This window comes from Pseudomonas sp. B26(2017) (genome assembly GCF_002113045.1).
GTDB lineage: Bacteria > Pseudomonadota > Gammaproteobacteria > Pseudomonadales > Pseudomonadaceae > Aquipseudomonas.
In genome coordinates this window covers 145,907-166,091 of record NZ_NEJJ01000011.1, presented here as the reverse complement: position 1 = coordinate 166,091, position 20,185 = coordinate 145,907, and the positions used below count along the sequence as shown (strand labels likewise).

Genomic DNA, 20,185 nt, shown 5'->3' with positions numbered 1-20,185 from the left:
CGACGGACCGGCGGATTTTTTCATGTATGATACGCGCCCCATTTCGTTGCCCGACTGTCCGAGAACACCCCATGCAGCTCTCTTCGCTCACTGCGGTTTCCCCTGTTGACGGCCGCTACGCCGGCAAAACCCAGGCCCTGCGCCCGATTTTCAGCGAGTACGGTCTGATCCGTGCCCGCGTTCTGGTTGAAGTGCGCTGGCTCCAGCGCCTGGCCGCTCACGCCGGCATCCCGGAAGTGCCAGCCTTCTCCGCCGAAGCCAACGCCGTTCTGAATGAACTGGCCGAGAACTTCTCTCTCGAGCACGCCGAGCGCGTCAAAGAGATCGAGCGCACCACCAACCACGACGTAAAAGCGATCGAATACCTGCTAAAGGAGCAGGCGGCCAAGCTGCCGGAGCTGGCCAAGGTCAGCGAGTTCATCCACTTTGCCTGCACCAGCGAGGACATCAACAACCTGTCCCATGCCCTGATGTTGCGCGAAGGTCGTGACGACGTGATGCTGCCGCTGATGCGCCAGACTGCCAACGCCATCCGCGAACTGGCCCTGCGTTTCGCCGACGTGCCAATGTTGTCGCGCACCCACGGCCAGCCGGCTTCGCCGACCACTCTGGGCAAAGAGTTGGCGAACGTGGTTTACCGTCTCGAGCGTCAGATCGCGCAGGTCGCTGCCGTTCCGCTGCTGGGCAAGATCAACGGCGCTGTCGGCAACTACAACGCTCACCTGTCGGCCTATCCGCAGATCGACTGGGAAGCCAACGCCCGCGCCTTCATCGAAGACGAGCTGGGTCTGGCCTTCAACCCGTACACCACACAGATCGAGCCGCACGACTACATCGCCGAGCTGTTCGACGCCATTGCGCGCTTCAACACCATCCTGATCGACTTTGACCGTGACATCTGGGGCTACATCTCCCTGGGTTACTTCAAGCAGCGCACCATCGCCGGTGAAATCGGTTCGTCGACCATGCCGCACAAGGTCAACCCGATCGACTTCGAAAACTCCGAAGGCAACCTGGGCATCGCCAACGCGCTGTTCCAGCATCTGGCGAGCAAACTGCCAATCTCCCGCTGGCAGCGCGACCTGACCGACTCCACCGTGCTACGCAACCTCGGTGTCGGCTTCGCCCACAGCGTGATCGCGTACGAAGCAAGCCTCAAAGGCATCAGCAAGCTTGAACTGAACGCTGACAAGATCGCTGCCGACCTGGACGCTTGCTGGGAAGTCCTGGCTGAGCCGATCCAGACCGTGATGCGCCGCTACAACATCGAAAACCCGTACGAGAAGCTGAAAGAACTGACTCGCGGCAAGGGCATCAGCCCTGAAGCCCTGCAGACTTTCATCGATGGCCTGGACATGCCGGCCGAAGCGAAAGCCGAGCTCAAGCAACTGACCCCGGCCAACTACATCGGCAACGCTGTAGCGCAAGCCAAACGCATCTGATCGACTGCTTGACCCGTTTGAGACGCCCGGCCGCGCCGGGCGTTTTTATTCCCGTCTGAAAAATGCTTTTTTTCAATAGGTTACATATGAATCCCGATATTCCTCTTCAACTTCTGGGTGGTCTTACGGCGCGCGAATTCATGCGCGATTACTGGCAGAAAAAACCACTGCTGATCCGCCAGGCGATCCCTGATTTCGAAAGCCCGATCGACGCCGACGAACTCGCCGGCCTGGCCCTGGAAGAAGAAGTCGAATCGCGCCTGGTGATCGAGCACGGCGAGCGACCTTGGGAACTGCGTCGCGGCCCGTTCGCCGAAGACGAATTCAGCAAGCTGCCGGAGCGCGACTGGACCCTGCTGGTGCAAGCGGTCGATCAGTTCGTGCCGGAAGTCAGCGAGCTGCTGGAAAACTTCCGCTTCCTGCCGAGCTGGCGCGTCGACGACGTGATGATCAGCTTCGCCGCCCCGGGTGGCAGCGTCGGCCCGCATTTCGACAACTACGACGTGTTCCTGCTGCAAGGCCACGGCAAGCGCAACTGGAAAATCGGCCAGATGTGCGATTCGGAAAGCCCGCTGCTGCAACACGCAGACTTGCGCATCCTCGCCGAATTCCACGAGACCGAAGAGTGGGTCCTGGAACCGGGCGACATGCTCTACCTGCCGCCGCGCCTGGCTCACTGCGGCGTTGCCGTCGATGACTGCATGACCTACTCGGTCGGCTTCCGCGCACCAAGCGCCGCTGAAGTACTGACCCACTTCACCGACTTCCTCAGCCAGTTCCTGACTGACGAAGAGCGCTACACCGACGCCGACGCCAAACCGGTCAGCGACGATCCACATCAGATCCAGCACGATGCCCTCGATCGCCTGAAAGCGCTGCTCGCCGAGCACATGAGCGACGAACGCCTGTTGCTGACCTGGTTCGGCCAGTACATGACCGAGCCGCGCTATCCAGAGCTGGTGGTAGGCCCGGAAGAAGTCGAGGAAGAAGACCTTCTCGGTGCGCTCGAAGACGGCGCCATCCTGATCCGCAACCCGAGCGCGCGCCTGGCGTGGTCGGACGTCGATGACGATCTGCTGCTGTTCGCCAGCGGCCAGAGCCGATACCTGCCGGGCAAGCTGCGTGAATTGCTGAAGCTGATCTGCTCCGCCGACGCCCTGCACACCGACAACCTTGGTGAGTGGCTGAGCGACGAAGACGGTCGCGGCCTGCTGTGCGAACTGGTCAAACAGGGCAGTCTGGGGTTCGCCGACGATGAATAAGATTCGCGTACGTGTTGCAGACTGGCAAAAGGACAACGCCGAGATCCGCCGCATTCGCGAAACGGTGTTCATTGCCGAACAATCGGTTCCACCCGAGCTTGAGTGGGACGCCGATGACGCCACGGCGGTGCATTTCCTGGCTTTCGAAGGCGACTTTCCGATCGGCACCGCCCGCCTTTTGCCCGACGGGCATGTTGGCCGGGTTTCGGTACTGAAGGACTGGCGCGGGCTGAAGGTCGGCGATGCGCTGATGCAAGCGGTGATTGCCGAAGCGGAAGCGCGTGGCTTGAAGCAGCAGATGCTCAGCGCGCAGGTGCAGGCCACGGCGTTCTATGAGCGCCTGGGTTTCAACCTGGTCAGCGAGGAATTCCTCGAAGCCGGGATTCCGCATGTCGACATGGTTCGCCATTCGGCATAACGCTTGATGAGCACCACAAAACGCCCCGCCATCGACCGATGCCGGGGCGTTTTGCTGTCTACGATTCAACTTGCCCCACCCCGGGCCGACAAACTGGCAATATCAAGCCTTTCGAAAGCGGAGATAACGGACATGTCCCTACGCACCCTGCTCACCACCCTGCTGCTCGGCTGCAGTTTTTCGGTGATGGCAGCCACAGAAATCGTTCCCCTCAAGTACCACACCAGTGCCGACATGCTGCCAGTCGCTCAGGACTTCATCGGTAAGGACGGCCAGGTCAGCGCCTACGGCAACCAACTGATCGTCAAGGCCGAGCCCGGCAAAATCGAAGAGCTCAAGGATTTGCTCTCGCAACTCGACACCGCACCCAAGCGCCTGCTGATCACGGTCGATACCAACGAAAACAACGGGCGTGGCGACGAAGGCTATTCGGTCAACGGCGCGCAGACCCGCATCATCAGCCGCAGCACTGCCAGCCGAGACGGCGGTATTCAGCAGATTCAAGCCAGCGAAGGAGCGCCGGCGCTGATTCAGGTCGGCCAGAGCGTACCGATCACCAGTAGCCAGACCAACTCGTACGGCGATTACAGCAGCCAAACCCAATATCGCAACGTCACACAGGGGTTTTACGTCACCGCCAGCGTCACTGGCGAAACCGTTCATCTGGCAATCAGTACCAACCGTGACCGCATGAGCCAGGAACGTCCCGATGTAGTGAACGTGCAAAGCACCGACACAACTGTCACCGGACGACTGGGCGAATGGATCACCCTTGCCGGCGTGAATCGCCAGACTCAAGCCGACAAACAAGGTCTGGCCCGCAGCTACTCGACTCAAGGCCGGGATGACATGACCTTGCGGGTGAAAGTCGACACACTGGACTAAAGCACCAAAAACTGACTGATTAGTCGTATTAGACGAAAGATGTAGTGCTTTAAAAAAAGCACTACAAAATGTTTGACGAGCCAAAAAAGCGAAGGCATGATGGCCTCGCTCCCGCTAATCAGAGGCCCTGGCAAGGGCCTTCGAAGCGCTGCTCGCAACCATCCCCGCGAGCCGTTTCGTGTCTGTACCGCCCACAAGGTGTGTTTGACGAGGTTGCCGACTGGAACGAAGTTGTCCCGAGGGACGGAAGCGTAATTAGGTAACCCGGCTTTACACTGTAGTTCGCATAAAGGCCCACGACACCCGAATGCGCCCACCAGTTGCCTTTACCTGCTCACTTCCCCTCGAGCCCATCGTTCATCCCGTCGCCTGCCCCGCCGAACCCGACCTGACCACCTAAGCTTCTGGTCAGCGAGCGCAAGGAATTTTCCACCGCAGAACAACTTTTCATAAAGACGCGACGAGGTTTATCTCCATGGCACTGACACGCGAACAGCAAATTGCAGCCCTTGAAAAAGACTGGGCTGAAAACCCGCGCTGGAAAGGCGTGACTCGCAATTACTCCGCTGCTGACGTCGTCCGTCTGCGTGGCTCGGTTCAACCAGAGCACACCTTTGCAAAAATGGGCGCCGAAAAACTGTGGAACCTGGTCACCCAGGGTGCCAAGCCGTCCTTCCGCCCAGAGAAAGATTTCGTCAACTGCATGGGCGCCCTGACCGGCGGCCAGGCTGTTCAACAGGTGAAAGCCGGTATCCAGGCGATCTACCTGTCGGGCTGGCAAGTCGCTGCGGACAACAACTCCGCCGAATCGATGTACCCGGACCAGTCGCTGTACCCGGTGGACTCGGTTCCAACCGTGGTCAAGCGCATCAACAACTCGTTCCGTCGTGCCGACCAGATTCAGTGGAAAGCCGGCAAGAACCCGGGCGACGAAGGCTACATCGACTACTTCGCGCCAATCGTGGCTGACGCCGAAGCCGGTTTCGGCGGCGTACTGAATGCCTACGAGCTGATGAAGAGCATGATCGAAGCAGGCGCCGCCGGCGTTCACTTCGAAGACCAACTGGCTTCCGTGAAGAAATGCGGCCACATGGGCGGCAAGGTTCTGGTTCCAACCCAGGAAGCCGTGCAGAAGCTGACCGCCGCTCGTCTGGCTGCCGACGTGGCCGGTGTACCGACCATCATCCTGGCCCGCACCGATGCCAACGCTGCCGACCTGCTGACTTCCGACTGCGACCCGTACGACCAGCCGTTCGTGACTGGCACCCGTACCCAGGAAGGTTTCTACAAGGTTCGTGCAGGTCTGGACCAGGCAATCGCCCGTGGCCTGGCCTACGCACCGTACGCCGACCTGATCTGGTGCGAAACCGCCAAGCCAGACCTGGAAGAAGCCCGTCGCTTCGCCGAAGCGATCAAAAAGGAATACCCGGACCAGATCCTGTCGTACAACTGCTCGCCTTCCTTCAACTGGAAGAAAAACCTGGACGACGCGACCATCGCCAAGTTCCAGCGCGAACTGTCCGCCATGGGTTACAAGCACCAGTTCATCACCCTGGCCGGCATTCACAACATGTGGCACAGCATGTTCAACCTGGCACACGACTACGCCCGCAACGACATGACTGCCTACGTGAAGCTGCAAGAGCAGGAATTCGCTGACGCCGCCAAGGGTTACACCTTCGTGGCTCACCAGCAGGAAGTGGGCACCGGCTACTTCGACGACATGACCACCGTGATCCAGGGCGGCACGTCCTCGGTGACCGCGCTGACCGGTTCGACCGAAGAAGAACAGTTCCACTGATCGACTTCACCGAGTAAACGGCCTTTGCGGACCGTTTAGAAAGCTAACCGCATTGCCGAAAGACTGACGCCCCGACTGGTTCGGGGCGTTTTTTTACTCGCGCTTTCACCATCACTGCCATTTACACAGGCCATTTCAGACTGCAGTCGCATAGCGGCTCTTTCTGGTAGCAAGTAAAAGACAAGCGCTTCCGAACAAAATGCCCACCAGCCCGTAGACACTCCAGCTCAACTGGAAACCGATCCCGGCGATCAAAGAGGCGCCGATGCCCACAGAAACCATCCTCGCCAACGCCAGCACTACAGGAATTATCGAAAACAGACTGGCCTGGGTTTGCAACGTGGTTTTCTGCGCAATCAACGCAGTGATGTAGGTAACACCGAGAATCTCACCCAGCGTCCAGAGGAAAACAAACGAGAGGATCAGTGCGGTTTGCTCGAAAAAGGCATAGGCTCCAAATCCGATACCGTAAAAAACCGCCGCCAGGGACAAATTGGTCAGCGCCCCGAAACGCGACGTCAATGCAATCAGAGGCTGCGTCACCACGACCACCAGCAATGCATTGACGATACCTACCGCACCAAACAGCCCGGCGGCCTTCCCCACCGTCACCTGATCAAGCCATAGAGGCAGCTGATACTCGCGCTGGGCATCCAGCACCGACAACGCAAAAAACATGGCGCCCGCCACGATCACGATCCTTGGCACATCGGCCAGTGCGCGAATGGAAGCACTTCTGGTTTCAGTTAAAACATTCTGACGCTCCGGCAACACCAGAAACACACTCGCCAACAGGCACAACACACTGGCAACCATCGCAAACAGCACCAGATAGTGACTGTCGAGACCGAGCAAGTACCCACCCATCACAAATAGCAGCGCTCCCCCCAGATTGCTGGCCAGGTGCAGATAACCAAAGGAGGCGATGCGATTGCTGTCGTCCGCGGCCAGGGACGTAAGCACACTGAATACCGGCGTGATCAGGCCTGCGCACAGCATGAACAACAGCACCATCGCAATTGATGCGATCGTTGAACTGAATACGGCAGCGAACAATAAAAACAGTGATGAACAGGACGACGTACAGATCAAAAGTGCCCGGAAGGTAAAACGACCGATCAGCGCTCCACCCAACAAATTACCCAGCAGATAAAATGCCGACATCAGCGTGACCACCCAGGCCACCGCCGCGCTGTCGAGCTCGTAATGCCGCTGGAAAAACAATGCCGCAAAAGGCCCCAATGCGTTGGCCATGACGAACAGCAAGCGCAGCGCAATGATATTGCGCATCCCTGCCGCCAGACCGATCCTTTTCAGCCATCTCCTCATATGAGCATCACCGCGATGCTCCGCCAGTGCGCAGCTTTGGTCTTCCGGCAATCCAGCGTTCTATTTTCACATCGCTCAAACGAGCCGCGCTGCCGCTCCCGCGCAATATCGCCATCAGCAATAGTTTGAGATCCGACGATGAAGGGACAGCCACTCGCAGTAAATTGTCGAGCAGGCCAAAACTGTGCGGGTATTGCGAGCAGTTGCTTACGCGGATATTGGCCTGAGCGAAAGCGCTGGCCAGACGACCGTCGTGCTCATCCTGCAGCAGCAGAAAGTTCGTGTCGCTCTCATAGACGACGATCGCGTTGGCCCGACAGACTTCGATTATTTCAGTCTTGATCTGCGCAAGATGATCGTGCGCCTGCTGCAAGACTTTCTGATTCTGCAAACAGAACAGCCCGGCTTTCACCGCTACATGGTTCACATCCCATGGGCCACGCACTTTCATCAGTTCACGTATGGATTCCGGTCGCGTGACCACATACCCCAGGCGCAACCCGGCAAGACCGAAGTACTTGGAAAACGAACGAATCACAAACAACTGCCTGACCGCACTGAATGCATCCAGACAAGATTGTTGCAAATACTCGAAATAACATTCGTCCACGATCATCGGTTTGTCTTGCCTGACACAAGCCTCGACGAACACCTGCAATTGCTCTGGATCGATGCGAACACCCAGTGGATTGTTGGGGTTGCACAGGATCAGCCCTTGGCTGGTTTGCAGGGACTGGAGTACCGCCTCGGTGGACAGCACGAATTTTTCGGCCTGTTTTTCAAACCCCACGATCACGGGAGCCACACCGTTTACGTCGAGCATCTGGTAATAAAAGGAAAAAACCGGAGAAGGCACCACCACCCGATCCCCTGGCGAAAACAGTAACCGAATCACCAGATCGATGGCCTGATCCGCGCCATTGGTCAGCAGCAAACGGTCGGTGGAGACCTTGCAGTACTGTGCGAGCTGGTTAAGGAGCGGCCGGTAATTGGGATAGGCGAACAGATCCTGGGGCTTCAATTCGTTGGCGATGAACCCTGCCAGAAACCTTTGTAAAAACTGGTTTTCGTTCAAATCCAGCAACACCGATGAAAGATCGCGCTCCGGCGCCTTCCATAATCCGGAACATGAGATGTGAGGGTGAAACTTCATTTGCGCATCCCTCCATAGATCACCTGCTCGCCAAGCGCATACATCTGCCTGACCTCTTCGTGACTGGCATACACCACCGATTTCCCCGTGGCGGCCGATAGAAACTGGCTGGTAATCAAGCGGCTGATTTCGGCAGTGAATGCCACGGCGCGATGAAACGCCTCCGACAGGTCGCGGCCAAAACAGGTAATGCCATGACCGGGCATGACAATGCAGTTGGTGTCACCCGCGCAGCGGGCAATGGCACTGACATCCAGCTCGATATTCACACCTTCGCCGAGAATGCACGGTGGTTTGCCCATGACCAATGCCGTGTCGTTCGACACGTATTTCATCTCACGCCACTGCGAGACAGCGAAGAAGGAAATGACTTCATTGGGATGCAGATGCACCGTCGCATTGACATCGGCGCGACAGCGCATGATTTCCCGATGCATCCGGTGCCCCTGGCTGGGCCGGAAACAACCGTGCAAAAGCTCATCGGATTGCATGTCCAGCACCGACAAATGCTCAAGCCCGCACTCTTCCAGAGAGATGCCGCGGTGTTTGGTGTAGATCACGTCGCGTTGCCAGTACGGAGAGCGGCTGCGTACAGCGATATTGCCCAGCGTATTGACCAGTAGTTGTCGCGCCGCCAGCCGCTGACCGTATTGAACAATGCTGTTGCCGATCGCCATGTCGAACCAAGGTGGCAACCCGGCTCGGGACGATTCAAATCCCGCACGTTTCAATTCAGGCATATCCGTTTGCCTCCCGCGATACACAATCGGAATTGACCACAGTTTCGACTGTTTTCCCCTGTAACAGAGCCAGCAGGGTTTCCAGGGCATTGGCTTTGAGTTGGGCCAGAGAGCGCTCGCTGTAAAAAGCGGCATGCGGCGTTAATAACACCCGCTCATGCTCGATCAAGGCCTGGAGAGGAGCAGGCTCTTCCTGCACGACATCCAGCAGAGCCATGGACACAACCCCGGCCTGCAAGGCCCGAAGCAGCGCATCGGTGTCGACGATGCCACCTCGCGCGGTATTGACTAAGGTCGCACCGTGCTTCATCCGTGAAAATGCCGCGTCGTTCATAAGATGTGCAGTGTCCGGGGTAAGCGGCAGATGCAGCGACAGAATATCGGCCGTTTCGAGCAGTGAATCCAGCGTCACGCCCGTGGCAATGCCTTCGGCACAGCGCTCGACCCCGGGGTCGTAAAAACAGATGCGGTAACCCAGGGCCGCCGCCCTGCGGGCCAACGCTCGCCCTGTTGCACCATAACCCACGACTCCCAGAACGGTGTCTGCACAGGCTCTCACTTCACCGGTATGGGCTCGCCAGTTCCAGCCTCCCTGGCGGGTGTGTCCCGCGTAGTCGAACAGCTTGCGCTGGGCAAAAAGGATCAATGCCAAGGCGTGCTCGGCAACTTCCTCCGCCCCTACAGAACCGATGTTGGCGCACACAATGCCTCGCGCGCTCAACGCCTCGACGTCCACATCATCAAGGCCGATCGTGGCCTTAACCAATGCGCGGCAACGATGCATTCTGGCGATCAGCGGCGCGTCGATGACCACCGAATGAAAGGCGATGATGCCGTCGGCTTTGGCCAGTTGTTCATCCGAGGGCCGGAACGTCACCTCCACGCCGTAGTGTCGATACTCCGACCCCGGGCCATATTCCCCGGGGTCGACGTAGTTCACTCGCTGCGAATCGATCATCAAAATATTCATGGGCATCCTTTTCCTTCCTGCGTCGTTGGCACTGCTGATTCAAAACGTTGCGCCCGGCGACTCTCAGGCATTGAGGTAGTCGCACTGTTGGCCGATATGCCCCTCCACGGCCGCGCCATAGACGCAGGCGGCAACCACCATGTCCTGACTGGCATGGCCAACACTGCGGAAGTAACTGAGGCCTTGTTTGCGGGTAACCGGCGAAGGCTGCTCGACAACCAAAGTACTGATCTCACGGATGTCCTTGCGGTTGATCACCGACCACGCCAAGGCCTGGGCAATTTCGCCCGATTCGCGGCATGCGGCGTCCAAATGATCGACATGTACTTGAGCACTGCCCAGCAATTTTGGATCGACCTCGCACGCCTGCTGCGTACTGCCGCCAACGGCATTGATATGGGCATCGGGTTTGAGCTGATGTACCCCGATCAACGGCAGCGGACTGTCGTAGGAGGTTGTCGTACAGACAATATCCGCGTCTGCCAAAGCATCCTCCATGCGCTCAACAGCCTCGACCGGCTGCGCAAGTTCAATGGACAGACGTTCGGCCAAGGCGACACTGCGGGCCATCGAGCGGGAAAAGATCCTGACCTGCCCCAATTCCCTGATAGCGGCCATCGCCTGGATATGCGCCGCCGCTTGAGCCCCAGCCCCGATCACCGCCAGATTGAGCCGGGCCTGCAGGCAGAGTTTGTCCGTCACCAACGCACTCAGGGCACTGGTGCGAATTGCTGTAAGAGCGGCACTGTCGAGCATCGCCAATAACCTGCCGCTATCGACGTCGATCAGCAAAACCGCGCCATTGACCGCCGAGCGCCCCAGCACGGCGTTGCCGGGATGAAACGACGACACTTTGATGCCCAGCGTCTGGCTCACAGGCAAAAAGGCCGGCATGAACAAAGAGAATGCTTTTTGTCGCGAGTGCGTGATTATCGAACGTGGCGGAACCACGGGTGCCGCGAGAGAAAAACCCTGGTGAGCTTTTTCGAGTACGCGCACAAGCGACGGCAACTCGACACAACGCCCTATATCTTCACGATTAAGCAGCAGCATGGTTTGTCCTTTTCCATCAAGGCTCTTTGAAGGTCCCGGCCATTCCCTCACCGGCAGCGCTTCCACGCTGACTGAAGCTGACCTTCAGCCGAGGGGGTAGCCCTGGGAAAACCCCTGCTTTGGAACCAGAAAAGTGCGCAGGTAGGTGATGACCGGAGTGCCATCCTGCTTACGCCCAATCACCCTGATGGTGACGATGCCCTGGCCCGGACGCGACCGGGACTCACGCTTGGAAACCACCTCGCTCTCCGCGTAAAGTGTGTCGCCGACATACACCGGGCTGGGCAGGCGTATTTCATCCCAGCCCAGGTTGGCGATGGCTCGTGCGCTCATCGTCGCGACCGTCATGCCGCTGATAATCGACAAGGTCACGGAGCTGTTCACCAGCAACTTTTCGAACTCGGTGCGCTGTGCGTAAGCCACATCGATATGCACCGGATGGTTATTCATGTTCATCAGTGACTGCCAGATGTTATCCAGCTCCGTCACCGTGCGCCCGGGGCGGTGCTCGAACACATCGCCCACCACAAACTCTTCGTAATGCAGCCCATAAGATTCACGGTAGCGATTCGCCCCAATCCGTTCATGCGCCGGAATCATCGGTTCCATGGCGTCCTCCTTAAAGACCCAGTTCCTGGGCGCGCTGGATGACTTTGCGGGCTAGCTTCACAAAGGGCGGCCCGACCATCAGATTCTTCAATCGGGTGATTTTTTCACCGCTGTTTTGCGCAGCCTGCACAACGGCCAAGGCATGTTCGTACTCCGCGATCGAAGGCGTGAATGCCTCATTGATGATCGATATCTGCCTTGGGTGAATGGAGGTCTTGCCACTGAAGCCCAACTCCCGGGTGTCCTGGCATTCCTTCAGTAACCCGGCTTCGTCATCGAGGTTGAAGTAAGCGGTGTCGAACGCGGGAATACCCGCTGCGCTGGCGGCGGCAATGATGCTTGCACGGGCGTGGAGGATGTTGCTCCAGCCGCCAATCGGCACACCCAGGCTGGCCGCGTAGTCGGCGGAACCGAAGATCAGTCCGTCGGCGCTGGATGCAATGGCGTAAATATCCCGAAGACAGGCCGGGGTTTCGACGGTGACCAGGATTTTCGGACTGCTTCCCTGCCCCCCTAAGTTGGCGCGTACCACGTCTATCTCGGCCGCGGCTTCAGTCATTGCCAGGACGACATACTCGGGTCGCTGTTCAAGTGACTGCACCATCAGCAAATCGAGCAATCCCTGATTGTCACGCAAGGGATTGATACGCAGTGCCGTACGCTGCACCACAGCGGATCGATAGAACTGCTCGACACATAGGCGGGCTTCGGCTTTTTTGAGGAGCGGGACGCCGTCCTCCAGATCAATCACCATGACATCCGTCAGGGCACTCTTGGCATATTGCTCAGGGTGCAAGGCAGAGCAATACAACAAGCTTCGTGGTATCGGATGAGTCATCACCACCTCGCGTTCGGCAGGTTCGGGTTCAGACGGGCTTCTTCGATCTCTGCCCAGACTGCGGAGCAAAAACTGCGGATATCTTCTTGCGACATATCGGCACGCATCATCACGCGTAAACCGGACTTGTTTCTGGCCACAATGGGAAAGAACACCGCCGAGGTGTAATACCCTCGTTTGAAGACGCCCTCGGAAACGCTGATCGCCAGGTCCGGGCTGTCCAATGGAATAACCCGAATCGGCAATTCGGACCCCGCGTGTTCCGTATCAAACAAACTGTCGAAGAGGCGAATGTTGCAACGTAGCTTGTCCTGCAAGACGCCAAGCTCAGGACTCTTATGGATATCCAGCGAAGCCATGGCCGCCCCGACAGCCGCCGGATTTATATATTGAGAATAAGACATCGGACCACCAAAGCGTCGGAAGACACTTTGATAATCGGCCTTCTCCGACATGAATATGCCTCCACCATTGGCACCAAATGCCTTGGCCAATGAATAAACCAGAAGCGTTCTGGGATTGAGCTCAGGCATATAAGTACGGATATAACCTTCACCCCGATCGCCATAGGCACTCAAGGAATGAGAGTCGTCAAAATAAAGAAACAGCCCATATTTATCCTGCAACGCCAACAACCGTTCAATAGGCGCACTTCCGCCCATGCTGTAGGCACCATCAGCAACATATGCGACCAACGGATGTCGCTTGCACATATCCTCAATAAAATCTACATCGTTATGATTGCAGGTCATCACCTGCGTTTCATCACCACAAATGGCCTTGACCTGATTCAGTGCAAAATGGGCGTGCTTGTCAAAGATCAAAAAGGGGCGCTGCCCTTCAGTAAACATGCCAGCAGCCAGAAGCGGCAACGAGGCAACAATACCCGCACTGCAGGACGTCGCGGTGAAGGCTCGACAGTTGAAATGCGCGGACAAGGCATCCTCAAGCTCATCGAGTTCTCGCAACCTTATTCTGATACGCGAGGTGGGCAGATTCACCGTACCGCTATTGAGCACATAATCTGCGGCGCGGCGCGCCAGACGCTGATCGACCTCAAGACCCAGGTATGAACAAGAGCACATGTTCATGAATGGATGACCGTTCTGATCCTGCATACGCCCCTGCTGGGTATGTTTGACGCTCAAATCGGTCAATCCCGATTGTTGCGCGAGGGCCCAGGAAGGGTTACCGATATCGACGGACCTGGCGGTATTAATGAATTTATTTCGTTGTTCTGACATACACGACCTCAGTATAAGTCCATATAACAGGAACAATTACTTACATGCGTTCGCACGTAGCCGACTCAATAACAATGCTGAACACCCATAAACATCCGACCTCTACTCAACCAAAGCTTAGCTGACAACAGCCCGCCACCGGCGGTTAAAATCAGAGTCCTTATAGACACTCAAGAAACTTCCTTCACCCATTAATGAATGATCCGTAGGAACACTCTTAAATAATCATTTACACATGCCGAATCACATTAACGGATCTACGTTCTAACCGTGCGCTGCGTACAACTTATAGGCGCGCGCACTGCAGCTTTGTATTATGGAGAACTATTCATGAATGGAAGATTAAGAGGAAAGCGAGCGCTTATAACCGGCGCGTCCTCAGGCATTGGAAGAGCGATAGCCGAAGCCTTCATTACCGAGGGCGCTGATGTATTCATTACCGCTCGCACCGATGAAGCTGCGGCTCGTGAAGTTCTTGAGTTCGCAGCGCGCCAGGGTCAGCGCGCCAGCTTCACCCTCATGGAAGCCACGAGCGTCTGCATCGAGGCGCTCTTTGATGAAGCGCACGCCGCCATCGGGCCCATTGATGTACTCGTCAACAATCCCGCGTTTATCACCCGCACGCCTTTTCTTGAACTGAGCAACGATGAGTATGAGCAGACGCTGGCGGTCAATCTGCGTTTTCCTTTTTTTGCCACTCAGCGCTTCGCAAAAAACTGCATCGCTCGCGGTCAGGGCGGTAGCGTCATCAACATCTCATCTGTCAGTGCTTTCAGGGCGGTCAGTCGCCTGTCGGCTTATCAAGCCAGCAAGGCGGCGCTGTCGATGCTCACACGAAGCTGCGCGGTGGAACTGGCTCCTCATGGCGTCAGAGTCAATACGATTTCACCCGGACTGACCGCGACAGGTGGTAACGCCAGCCAGTGGCGGGACGCCCCGGCGATATGGCAGAAAAGAAAAAAGCACATTCCCCTGCAGCGAGCGGGAATACCTTCAGACATGGCAGGCGCGGCGATCCTTCTGGCCTCTGATGACTCCTCCTGGATGACCGGTGCCGATCTGGTCATTGATGGAGGCCACAGCGCGATTTGAATTACGGAGGTCGGCCGCCTGTTGCGGACCGACCCAAGGCTAACCGACGGGTTGGGAGGTTTTTGCCTGCGATTCGCCCCGCGCCTTGCCATGCCTTCGGCAGAAACATTGATCCAGAGCAGATCCGTCCCTCGAAAAATGCGGTAAAACGACCTCGGCTGCTACTTGCAGTAACCGCTATTCAAGACAACTTCCCACTCACACACCCGCCTAACAATCTAAAAAACCCCGCAAACAATATTGATTATCATTTGGCCGCAACTATGTTCGTTACATTCCAAACAAAACATATTTCCCGTAAACCCGGCTAATGCCCGCAACGCATGGGCTGCGGGCCCTTCGAGGAGCGCTATGTCCTTATTCCAATAAATAATTTCGCTATAGGAATTTTACTTGCAGGGTGTTTAGCCATAAAATCAGCGCGATTGATTGCTGCGACATATCGTCACTGCCTTATTTCTTTATCAAGCTCAGAGACCTTTGCTCTCTGTTAAGGATTTCCAGCATGCCCGAAGCGACAGGACTCATGGCCCACAACTGGGGCTTTGCCATTTTCCTTCTGGGTGTAGTCGGCCTGTGTGCCTTCATGCTCGGCGTCTCCAGCCTCCTCGGGTCAAAAGCCTGGGGCCGCAGCAAAAACGAACCGTTCGAGTCCGGCATGCTACCTACCGGTGGCGCCCGCTTGCGGCTCTCAGCCAAATTCTATCTGGTCGCGATGCTGTTCGTGATCTTCGATATCGAAGCCCTCTTTCTCTTTGCATGGTCTGTGTCCGTCCGCGAAAGCGGCTGGACCGGATTCGTCGAAGCTCTCGTTTTCATAGCAATTCTGTTGGCAGGTCTTGTCTACCTGTTCCGAGTGGGCGCCCTTGACTGGGCTCCGGAAGCTCGTCGCAAGCGGCAGGCGAAGCTGAAACAATGAGGCTTTGGCAATGCAATACAATCTCACCAGAATCGACCCCGATGCTCCTAACGAGCAGTATCCGATCGGCCAGCGGGAAACCGTTTCCGATCCGTTAGAAGATCAAGTCCACAAAAACATTTTCATGGGCAAGCTGGAAGACGTGCTGAGTGGCGCGGTCAACTGGGGACGTAAAAACTCCCTGTGGCCGTACAACTTCGGCCTTTCCTGCTGCTACGTGGAAATGACCACCGCCTTCACGGCGCCCCACGACATCGCGCGCTTCGGCGCCGAAGTAATCCGGGCATCACCGCGTCAGGCCGACTTCATGGTTATCGCCGGGACCTGCTTCATCAAGATGGCGCCGATCATTCAGCGCCTGTATGAGCAGATGCTCGAGCCCAAGTGGGTGATCTCGATGGGTTCGTGCGCCAACTCCGGCGGCATGTACGACATCTACTCCGTGGTTCAGGGGGTGGACAAGTTCCTGCCCGTTGACGTCTACGTACCTGGCTGCCCGCCCCGTCCAGAAGCGTTTCTGCAAGGCTTGATGCTGTTGCAGGAATCCATTGGCCAGGAGCGTCGCCCACTTTCCTGGGTCGTTGGCGATCAAGGCGTTTATCGCGCCGACATGCCTTCGCAGAAGGAACAGCGCCGCGAACAGCGAATCGCAGTCACCAACCTGCGCAGCCCTGACGAAGTCTGATCCAGTCTGTTTCAAAGAAACGAGAAGCTGGCTTCATTCTTTACGTTGACCGAAAGCGAAAAAATAACCATGACTACAGGCAGTGCTCTGTACATCCCGCCTTATAAGGCAGACGACCAGGATGTGGTCGTCGAACTGAACAACCGTTTTGGCGCCGAAGCGTTCACCGCTCAGCCGACCCGCACCGGCATGCCGGTGCTGTGGGTCGCGCGCGCCAAACTCGTCGAAGTCCTGACTTTCCTGCGCAACCTGCCCAAGCCGTACGTCATGCTCTATGACCTGCACGGCGTGGACGAGCGTCTGCGCACCAAGCGTCAAGGGCTGCCGGGCGGTGCCGATTTCACCGTGTTCTATCACCTCATGTCGCTGGAACGTAATAGTGACGTGATGATCAAGGTCGCCTTGTCCGAAAGCGACCTCAGCTTGCCGACCGTCACCAGCATCTGGCCGAACGCCAACTGGTACGAGCGTGAAGTCTGGGACATGTACGGCATCGACTTCAAAGGTCACCCGCACCTGTCGCGCATCATGATGCCGCCGACCTGGGAAGGTCACCCGCTGCGCAAGGACTTCCCGGCGCGCGCCACCGAATTCGACCCGTTCAGCCTGAACCTGGCCAAGCAACAGCTTGAGGAAGAAGCCGCGCGCTTCCGTCCTGAAGACTGGGGCATGAAGCGTTCCGGCCCGAACGAGGACTATATGTTCCTCAACCTGGGGCCGAACCACCCTTCGGCTCACGGTGCGTTCCGCATCATCCTGCAACTGGACGGTGAAGAGATCGTCGATTGCGTTCCGGACATCGGTTACCACCACCGTGGCGCCGAAAAGATGGCCGAGCGTCAGTCCTGGCACAGTTTCATCCCGTACACCGACCGTATCGACTACCTCGGCGGCGTGATGAACAACCTGCCGTACGTGCTCTCGGTCGAGAAACTGGCCGGCATCAAGGTGCCGGAGAAGGTCGACGTCATCCGCATCATGATGGCCGAGTTCTTCCGGATCACCAGCCACCTGCTGTTCCTGGGTACCTACATCCAGGACGTCGGCGCCATGACTCCGGTGTTCTTCACCTTCACCGACCGTCAGAAGGCGTACACGGTGATTGAAGCCATCACCGGTTTCCGTCTGCACCCGGCCTGGTACCGCATCGGTGGCGTCGCCCACGACCTGCCGCGCGGCTGGGACAAACTGGTGAAAGACTTCGTTGAATGGCTGCCAAAGCGCCTCGACGAATACACCAAGGCCGCCCTGCAGAACAGCATCCTCAAGGGTCGTACCATCGGCGTTGCCCAGTACAACACCAAAGAGGCCCTGGAATGGGGCGTCACCGGTGCCGGCCTGCGTTCCACCGGTTGCGATTTCGACCTGCGTAAGGCGCGTCCTTACTCCGGCTACGAGAACTTCGAGTTCGAAGTGCCGCTGGCCGCCAACGGTGATGCCTACGACCGCTGCATGGTTCGCGTCGAAGAGATGCGCCAGAGCGTCAGGATCATCGACCAGTGCCTGCGCAACATGCCGGAAGGCCCGTACAAGGCGGATCACCCGCTGACCACGCCGCCGCCGAAAGAGCGCACGCTGCAGCACATCGAAACCTTGATCACGCACTTCCTGCAAGTTTCGTGGGGCCCGGTCATGCCGGCCAACGAATCCTTCCAGATGATCGAAGCGACCAAGGGCATCAACAGTTATTACCTGACGAGCGACGGCGGCACCATGAGCTACCGTACCCGGATCCGTACTCCGAGCTTCGCCCACCTGCAGCAGATCCCTTCGGTGATCAAAGGCAGCATGGTCGCGGACCTGATTGCGTACCTGGGTAGTATCGACTTCGTTATGGCCGACGTGGACCGCTAAGCATGAACAGCACGCTTATCCAGACAGACCGTTTCACCCTGAGTGAAACCGAGCGCTCGGCCATCGAGCACGAGCTGCATCACTACGAAGACCCGCGCGCGGCGTCGATCGAAGCCCTGAAGATCGTCCAGAAGGAACGCGGCTGGGTGCCGGACGGCGCTCTGTACGCCATCGGCGAGATCCTCGGCATCCCGGCCAGCGACGTTGAAGGCGTCGCCACGTTTTACAGCCAGATCTTCCGTCAACCGGTCGGCCGTCACATCATTCGCGTCTGCGACAGCATGGTCTGCTACATCGGCGGCCACGAGTCGGTGGTCAGCGAAATCCAGAACAACCTGGGTATCGGCCTGGGTCAGACCACCGCCGACGGTCGCTTCACCCTGCTGCCGGTCTGCTGCCTCGGCAACTGCGACAAGGCACCGGCGCTGATGATCGATGACGACACCTTTGGCGATGTCCAGCCTGCCGGCGTCGCCAAACTGCTCGAGGGCTACGTATGACCCTGACTTCTTTCGGCCCGGCCAACCGCATTCAGCGTTCGGCCGAGACTCACCCGCTGACCTGGCGCCTGCGTGACGACGGCGAAGCCGTATGGCTCGACGAGTACCAGGCCAAGAACGGTTACGCCGCTGCACGCAAGGCCTTCGCCGACATGGGACCGGACGACATCGTCCAGACCGTGAAGGACGCCGGTCTCAAGGGTCGTGGTGGTGCAGGCTTCCCCACTGGCGTGAAGTGGGGCCTGATGCCAAAGGACGAATCCATCAACATCCGCTACCTGCTGTGCAACGCGGATGAAATGGAGCCGAACACCTGGAAAGACCGCATGCTGATGGAGCAACTGCCTCATCTGCTGATCGAGGGCATGCTGATCAGCGCCCGCGCGCTGAAAACCTATCGTGGCTACATCTTCCTGCGTGGCGAGTACACCACCGCCGCCAAGCACCTGAACCGTGCCGTGGAAGAAGCCAAGGCAGCGGGCCTGCTGGGCAAGAACATTCTGGGCAGCGGCTTCGATTTCGAACTGTTCGTCCACACCGGCGCCGGGCGTTACATCTGCGGTGAAGAAACCGCACTGATCAACTCCCTCGAAGGCCGCCGCGCCAACCCGCGCTCCAAGCCGCCCTTCCCTGCCGCCGTTGGCGTGTGGGGCAAGCCGACCTGCGTGAACAACGTTGAAACCCTGTGCAACGTGCCGGCGATCATTGCCGACGGCGTGGACTGGTACAAATCGTTGGCCCGCGACGGCAGTGAAGACATGGGCACCAAGCTCATGGGCTTCTCCGGCAAGGTCAAGAACCCGGGCCTGTGGGAACTGCCATTCGGCGTGACCGGTCGCGAGCTGTTCGAAGACTACGCCGGCGGCATGCGCGACGGTTACAAGCTCAAGGCCTGGCAGCCAGGCGGCGCCGGTACCGGTTTCCTGTTGCCGGAACACCTCGACGCACAAATGTACGCCGGCGGCATCGCCAAGGTGGGCACCCGTATGGGTACCGGCCTGGCCATGGCGGTGGACGACAGCGTCAACATGGTGTCCCTGCTGCGCAACATGGAGCAGTTCTTCGCTCGCGAATCCTGCGGTTTCTGCACCCCTTGCCGTGATGGCCTGCCATGGAGCGTCAAGCTGCTGATGGCCATCGAGCAAGGCCGCGGCCAGCCAGGCGACATCGAGACCCTGCTGGGTCTGGTCAACTTCCTCGGCCCGGGCAAGACCTTCTGTGCTCACGCACCGGGTGCCGTGGAGCCGTTGGGCAGTGCCATCAAATACTTCCGTCCAGAGTTCGAAGCCGGTATCGCGCCTGCAAGCGCCGCCGTCCCGCCTCTGGCGAAGCCGATCACAGTCGGCGCGTAAACGCTTAAAAGGCGAAGGGTCCGTGCCCTTCGCCTTTCG

19 protein-coding genes are annotated in these 20,185 nt (G+C 58.0%); 11 read left to right on the top strand and 8 right to left on the bottom strand.

Annotated elements, in window-relative coordinates; genetic code table 11:
- Nucleotides 1-71: 71 nt before the first annotated feature.
- From purB to aceA, 5 genes are all read left to right on the top strand, one after another.
- Nucleotides 72-1,442 (top strand): adenylosuccinate lyase, encoded by a 1,371-nt coding sequence (purB, locus tag CAF79_RS17910; RefSeq protein WP_085699127.1) that lies wholly within the window; start codon nucleotides 72-74, stop codon nucleotides 1,440-1,442.
- An 86-nt stretch (nucleotides 1,443-1,528) separates the two neighbouring features.
- On the top strand, nucleotides 1,529-2,704 hold the full coding sequence (locus CAF79_RS17905; RefSeq protein WP_085699125.1) for a cupin domain-containing protein: 1,176 nt from the start codon (nucleotides 1,529-1,531) through the stop codon (nucleotides 2,702-2,704).
- Complete coding sequence (locus tag CAF79_RS17900) at nucleotides 2,697-3,122, top strand: GNAT family N-acetyltransferase (RefSeq protein ID WP_007951452.1); 426 nt, start codon at nucleotides 2,697-2,699, stop codon at nucleotides 3,120-3,122. Before CAF79_RS17905 ends, CAF79_RS17900 begins: the two co-directional genes overlap by 8 nt.
- Nucleotides 3,123-3,254: 132 nt before the next feature.
- Entirely contained in the window at nucleotides 3,255-4,007 is a 753-nt protein-coding gene (locus CAF79_RS17895) for a secretin N-terminal domain-containing protein (protein ID WP_007951453.1), read from the top strand.
- A gap of 475 nt (nucleotides 4,008-4,482) precedes the next feature.
- Nucleotides 4,483-5,808, top strand: a complete 1,326-nt coding sequence (gene aceA, locus CAF79_RS17890; protein WP_039767419.1) for an isocitrate lyase — start codon at nucleotides 4,483-4,485, stop codon at nucleotides 5,806-5,808.
- Between the two features lie 135 nt (nucleotides 5,809-5,943).
- Here the strand turns inward: aceA and CAF79_RS17885 are convergent, their stop codons facing one another.
- The 8 genes from CAF79_RS17885 to CAF79_RS17850 all read right to left on the bottom strand — a co-directional run bounded on the left by CAF79_RS17885 (nucleotide 5,944) and on the right by CAF79_RS17850 (nucleotide 13,744).
- Nucleotides 5,944-7,098 carry an MFS transporter gene (locus CAF79_RS17885; protein ID WP_256579299.1) on the bottom strand — a complete coding sequence of 385 codons (1,155 nt, stop codon included), beginning with the start codon at nucleotides 7,096-7,098 and terminating at the stop codon, nucleotides 5,944-5,946.
- A 46-nt stretch (nucleotides 7,099-7,144) separates the two neighbouring features.
- The gene (locus CAF79_RS17880; protein ID WP_085699121.1) at nucleotides 7,145-8,290 is read right to left on the bottom strand and encodes a histidinol-phosphate transaminase; all 1,146 of its coding nucleotides are present in this window, start codon (nucleotides 8,288-8,290) and stop codon (nucleotides 7,145-7,147) included.
- Complete coding sequence (locus tag CAF79_RS17875; protein WP_085699119.1) at nucleotides 8,287-9,030, bottom strand: class II aldolase/adducin family protein; 744 nt, start codon at nucleotides 9,028-9,030, stop codon at nucleotides 8,287-8,289. The genes CAF79_RS17880 and CAF79_RS17875 overlap by 4 nt, the downstream gene beginning before the upstream one ends.
- Complete coding sequence (locus tag CAF79_RS17870; protein WP_085699274.1) at nucleotides 9,023-10,000, bottom strand: NAD(P)-dependent oxidoreductase; 978 nt, start codon at nucleotides 9,998-10,000, stop codon at nucleotides 9,023-9,025. Before CAF79_RS17870 ends, CAF79_RS17875 begins: the two co-directional genes overlap by 8 nt.
- A 63-nt stretch (nucleotides 10,001-10,063) precedes the next feature.
- Nucleotides 10,064-11,053: an ornithine cyclodeaminase family protein gene (locus tag CAF79_RS17865; RefSeq protein WP_085699117.1), complete on the bottom strand. Its 990-nt coding sequence runs from the start codon at nucleotides 11,051-11,053 to the stop codon at nucleotides 10,064-10,066.
- A gap of 84 nt (nucleotides 11,054-11,137) precedes the next feature.
- Nucleotides 11,138-11,662, bottom strand: a complete 525-nt coding sequence (locus CAF79_RS17860) for a MaoC family dehydratase (RefSeq protein WP_085699115.1) — start codon at nucleotides 11,660-11,662, stop codon at nucleotides 11,138-11,140.
- 10 nt (nucleotides 11,663-11,672) lie between these two features.
- Nucleotides 11,673-12,500, bottom strand: coding sequence for a CoA ester lyase (locus CAF79_RS17855; protein WP_085699112.1), 828 nt, complete (start codon nucleotides 12,498-12,500; stop codon nucleotides 11,673-11,675).
- On the bottom strand, nucleotides 12,500-13,744 hold the full coding sequence (locus CAF79_RS17850; RefSeq protein WP_085699111.1) for an aminotransferase class I/II-fold pyridoxal phosphate-dependent enzyme: 1,245 nt from the start codon (nucleotides 13,742-13,744) through the stop codon (nucleotides 12,500-12,502). The genes CAF79_RS17855 and CAF79_RS17850 overlap by 1 nt, the downstream gene beginning before the upstream one ends.
- 330 nt (nucleotides 13,745-14,074) lie before the next feature.
- On the opposite strand from CAF79_RS17850, the gene CAF79_RS17845 reads away from it, so the two are divergent.
- The 6 genes from CAF79_RS17845 (at nucleotide 14,075) to nuoF (ending at nucleotide 20,146) form a co-directional block, all read left to right on the top strand.
- Complete coding sequence (locus CAF79_RS17845) at nucleotides 14,075-14,836, top strand: SDR family NAD(P)-dependent oxidoreductase (protein WP_085699109.1); 762 nt, start codon at nucleotides 14,075-14,077, stop codon at nucleotides 14,834-14,836.
- A 505-nt stretch (nucleotides 14,837-15,341) separates the two neighbouring features.
- Nucleotides 15,342-15,755 (top strand): NADH-quinone oxidoreductase subunit A, encoded by a 414-nt coding sequence (locus CAF79_RS17840; RefSeq protein WP_003223812.1) that lies wholly within the window; start codon nucleotides 15,342-15,344, stop codon nucleotides 15,753-15,755.
- A 10-nt stretch (nucleotides 15,756-15,765) separates the two neighbouring features.
- Complete coding sequence (locus CAF79_RS17835) at nucleotides 15,766-16,440, top strand: NADH-quinone oxidoreductase subunit B family protein (RefSeq protein WP_007951456.1); 675 nt, start codon at nucleotides 15,766-15,768, stop codon at nucleotides 16,438-16,440.
- Nucleotides 16,441-16,509: 69 nt separating this feature from the next.
- Complete coding sequence (nuoC, locus tag CAF79_RS17830; RefSeq protein ID WP_085699107.1) at nucleotides 16,510-18,294, top strand: NADH-quinone oxidoreductase subunit C/D; 1,785 nt, start codon at nucleotides 16,510-16,512, stop codon at nucleotides 18,292-18,294.
- 2 nt (nucleotides 18,295-18,296) lie between these two features.
- Nucleotides 18,297-18,794, top strand: coding sequence for an NADH-quinone oxidoreductase subunit NuoE (gene nuoE / locus CAF79_RS17825; protein ID WP_003223804.1), 498 nt, complete (start codon nucleotides 18,297-18,299; stop codon nucleotides 18,792-18,794).
- A complete protein-coding gene (nuoF, locus tag CAF79_RS17820; RefSeq protein WP_085699105.1) occupies nucleotides 18,791-20,146 on the top strand; it encodes an NADH-quinone oxidoreductase subunit NuoF in 1,356 nt (451 codons plus the stop codon). Before nuoE ends, nuoF begins: the two co-directional genes overlap by 4 nt.
- The last annotated feature ends 39 nt before the right edge of the window (nucleotides 20,147-20,185 follow it).

What these genes read in the sequence shown, in the direction of transcription:
- aceA (WP_039767419.1), top strand. Translation starts at nt 4,483, where the DNA reads ATGGCACTGACACGCGAACAGCAAATTGCAGCCCTTGAAAAAGACTGG.
- CAF79_RS17845 (WP_085699109.1), top strand. Translation starts at nt 14,075, where the DNA reads ATGAATGGAAGATTAAGAGGAAAGCGAGCGCTTATAACCGGCGCGTCC.
- CAF79_RS17865 (WP_085699117.1), bottom strand. Translation starts at nt 11,053, where the DNA reads ATGCTGCTGCTTAATCGTGAAGATATAGGGCGTTGTGTCGAGTTGCCG.
- CAF79_RS17875 (WP_085699119.1), bottom strand. Translation starts at nt 9,030, where the DNA reads ATGCCTGAATTGAAACGTGCGGGATTTGAATCGTCCCGAGCCGGGTTG.
- nuoE (WP_003223804.1), top strand. Translation starts at nt 18,297, where the DNA reads ATGAACAGCACGCTTATCCAGACAGACCGTTTCACCCTGAGTGAAACC.
- CAF79_RS17885 (WP_256579299.1), bottom strand. Translation starts at nt 7,098, where the DNA reads ATGCGCAATATCATTGCGCTGCGCTTGCTGTTCGTCATGGCCAACGCA.
- CAF79_RS17855 (WP_085699112.1), bottom strand. Translation starts at nt 12,500, where the DNA reads ATGACTCATCCGATACCACGAAGCTTGTTGTATTGCTCTGCCTTGCAC.
- purB (WP_085699127.1), top strand. Translation starts at nt 72, where the DNA reads ATGCAGCTCTCTTCGCTCACTGCGGTTTCCCCTGTTGACGGCCGCTAC.
- CAF79_RS17900 (WP_007951452.1), top strand. Translation starts at nt 2,697, where the DNA reads ATGAATAAGATTCGCGTACGTGTTGCAGACTGGCAAAAGGACAACGCC.
- CAF79_RS17835 (WP_007951456.1), top strand. Translation starts at nt 15,766, where the DNA reads ATGCAATACAATCTCACCAGAATCGACCCCGATGCTCCTAACGAGCAG.
- CAF79_RS17870 (WP_085699274.1), bottom strand. Translation starts at nt 10,000, where the DNA reads ATGAATATTTTGATGATCGATTCGCAGCGAGTGAACTACGTCGACCCC.
- CAF79_RS17880 (WP_085699121.1), bottom strand. Translation starts at nt 8,290, where the DNA reads ATGAAGTTTCACCCTCACATCTCATGTTCCGGATTATGGAAGGCGCCG.
- CAF79_RS17860 (WP_085699115.1), bottom strand. Translation starts at nt 11,662, where the DNA reads ATGGAACCGATGATTCCGGCGCATGAACGGATTGGGGCGAATCGCTAC.
- CAF79_RS17840 (WP_003223812.1), top strand. Translation starts at nt 15,342, where the DNA reads ATGCCCGAAGCGACAGGACTCATGGCCCACAACTGGGGCTTTGCCATT.
- CAF79_RS17850 (WP_085699111.1), bottom strand. Translation starts at nt 13,744, where the DNA reads ATGTCAGAACAACGAAATAAATTCATTAATACCGCCAGGTCCGTCGAT.
- nuoF (WP_085699105.1), top strand. Translation starts at nt 18,791, where the DNA reads ATGACCCTGACTTCTTTCGGCCCGGCCAACCGCATTCAGCGTTCGGCC.
- CAF79_RS17895 (WP_007951453.1), top strand. Translation starts at nt 3,255, where the DNA reads ATGTCCCTACGCACCCTGCTCACCACCCTGCTGCTCGGCTGCAGTTTT.
- CAF79_RS17905 (WP_085699125.1), top strand. Translation starts at nt 1,529, where the DNA reads ATGAATCCCGATATTCCTCTTCAACTTCTGGGTGGTCTTACGGCGCGC.
- nuoC (WP_085699107.1), top strand. Translation starts at nt 16,510, where the DNA reads ATGACTACAGGCAGTGCTCTGTACATCCCGCCTTATAAGGCAGACGAC.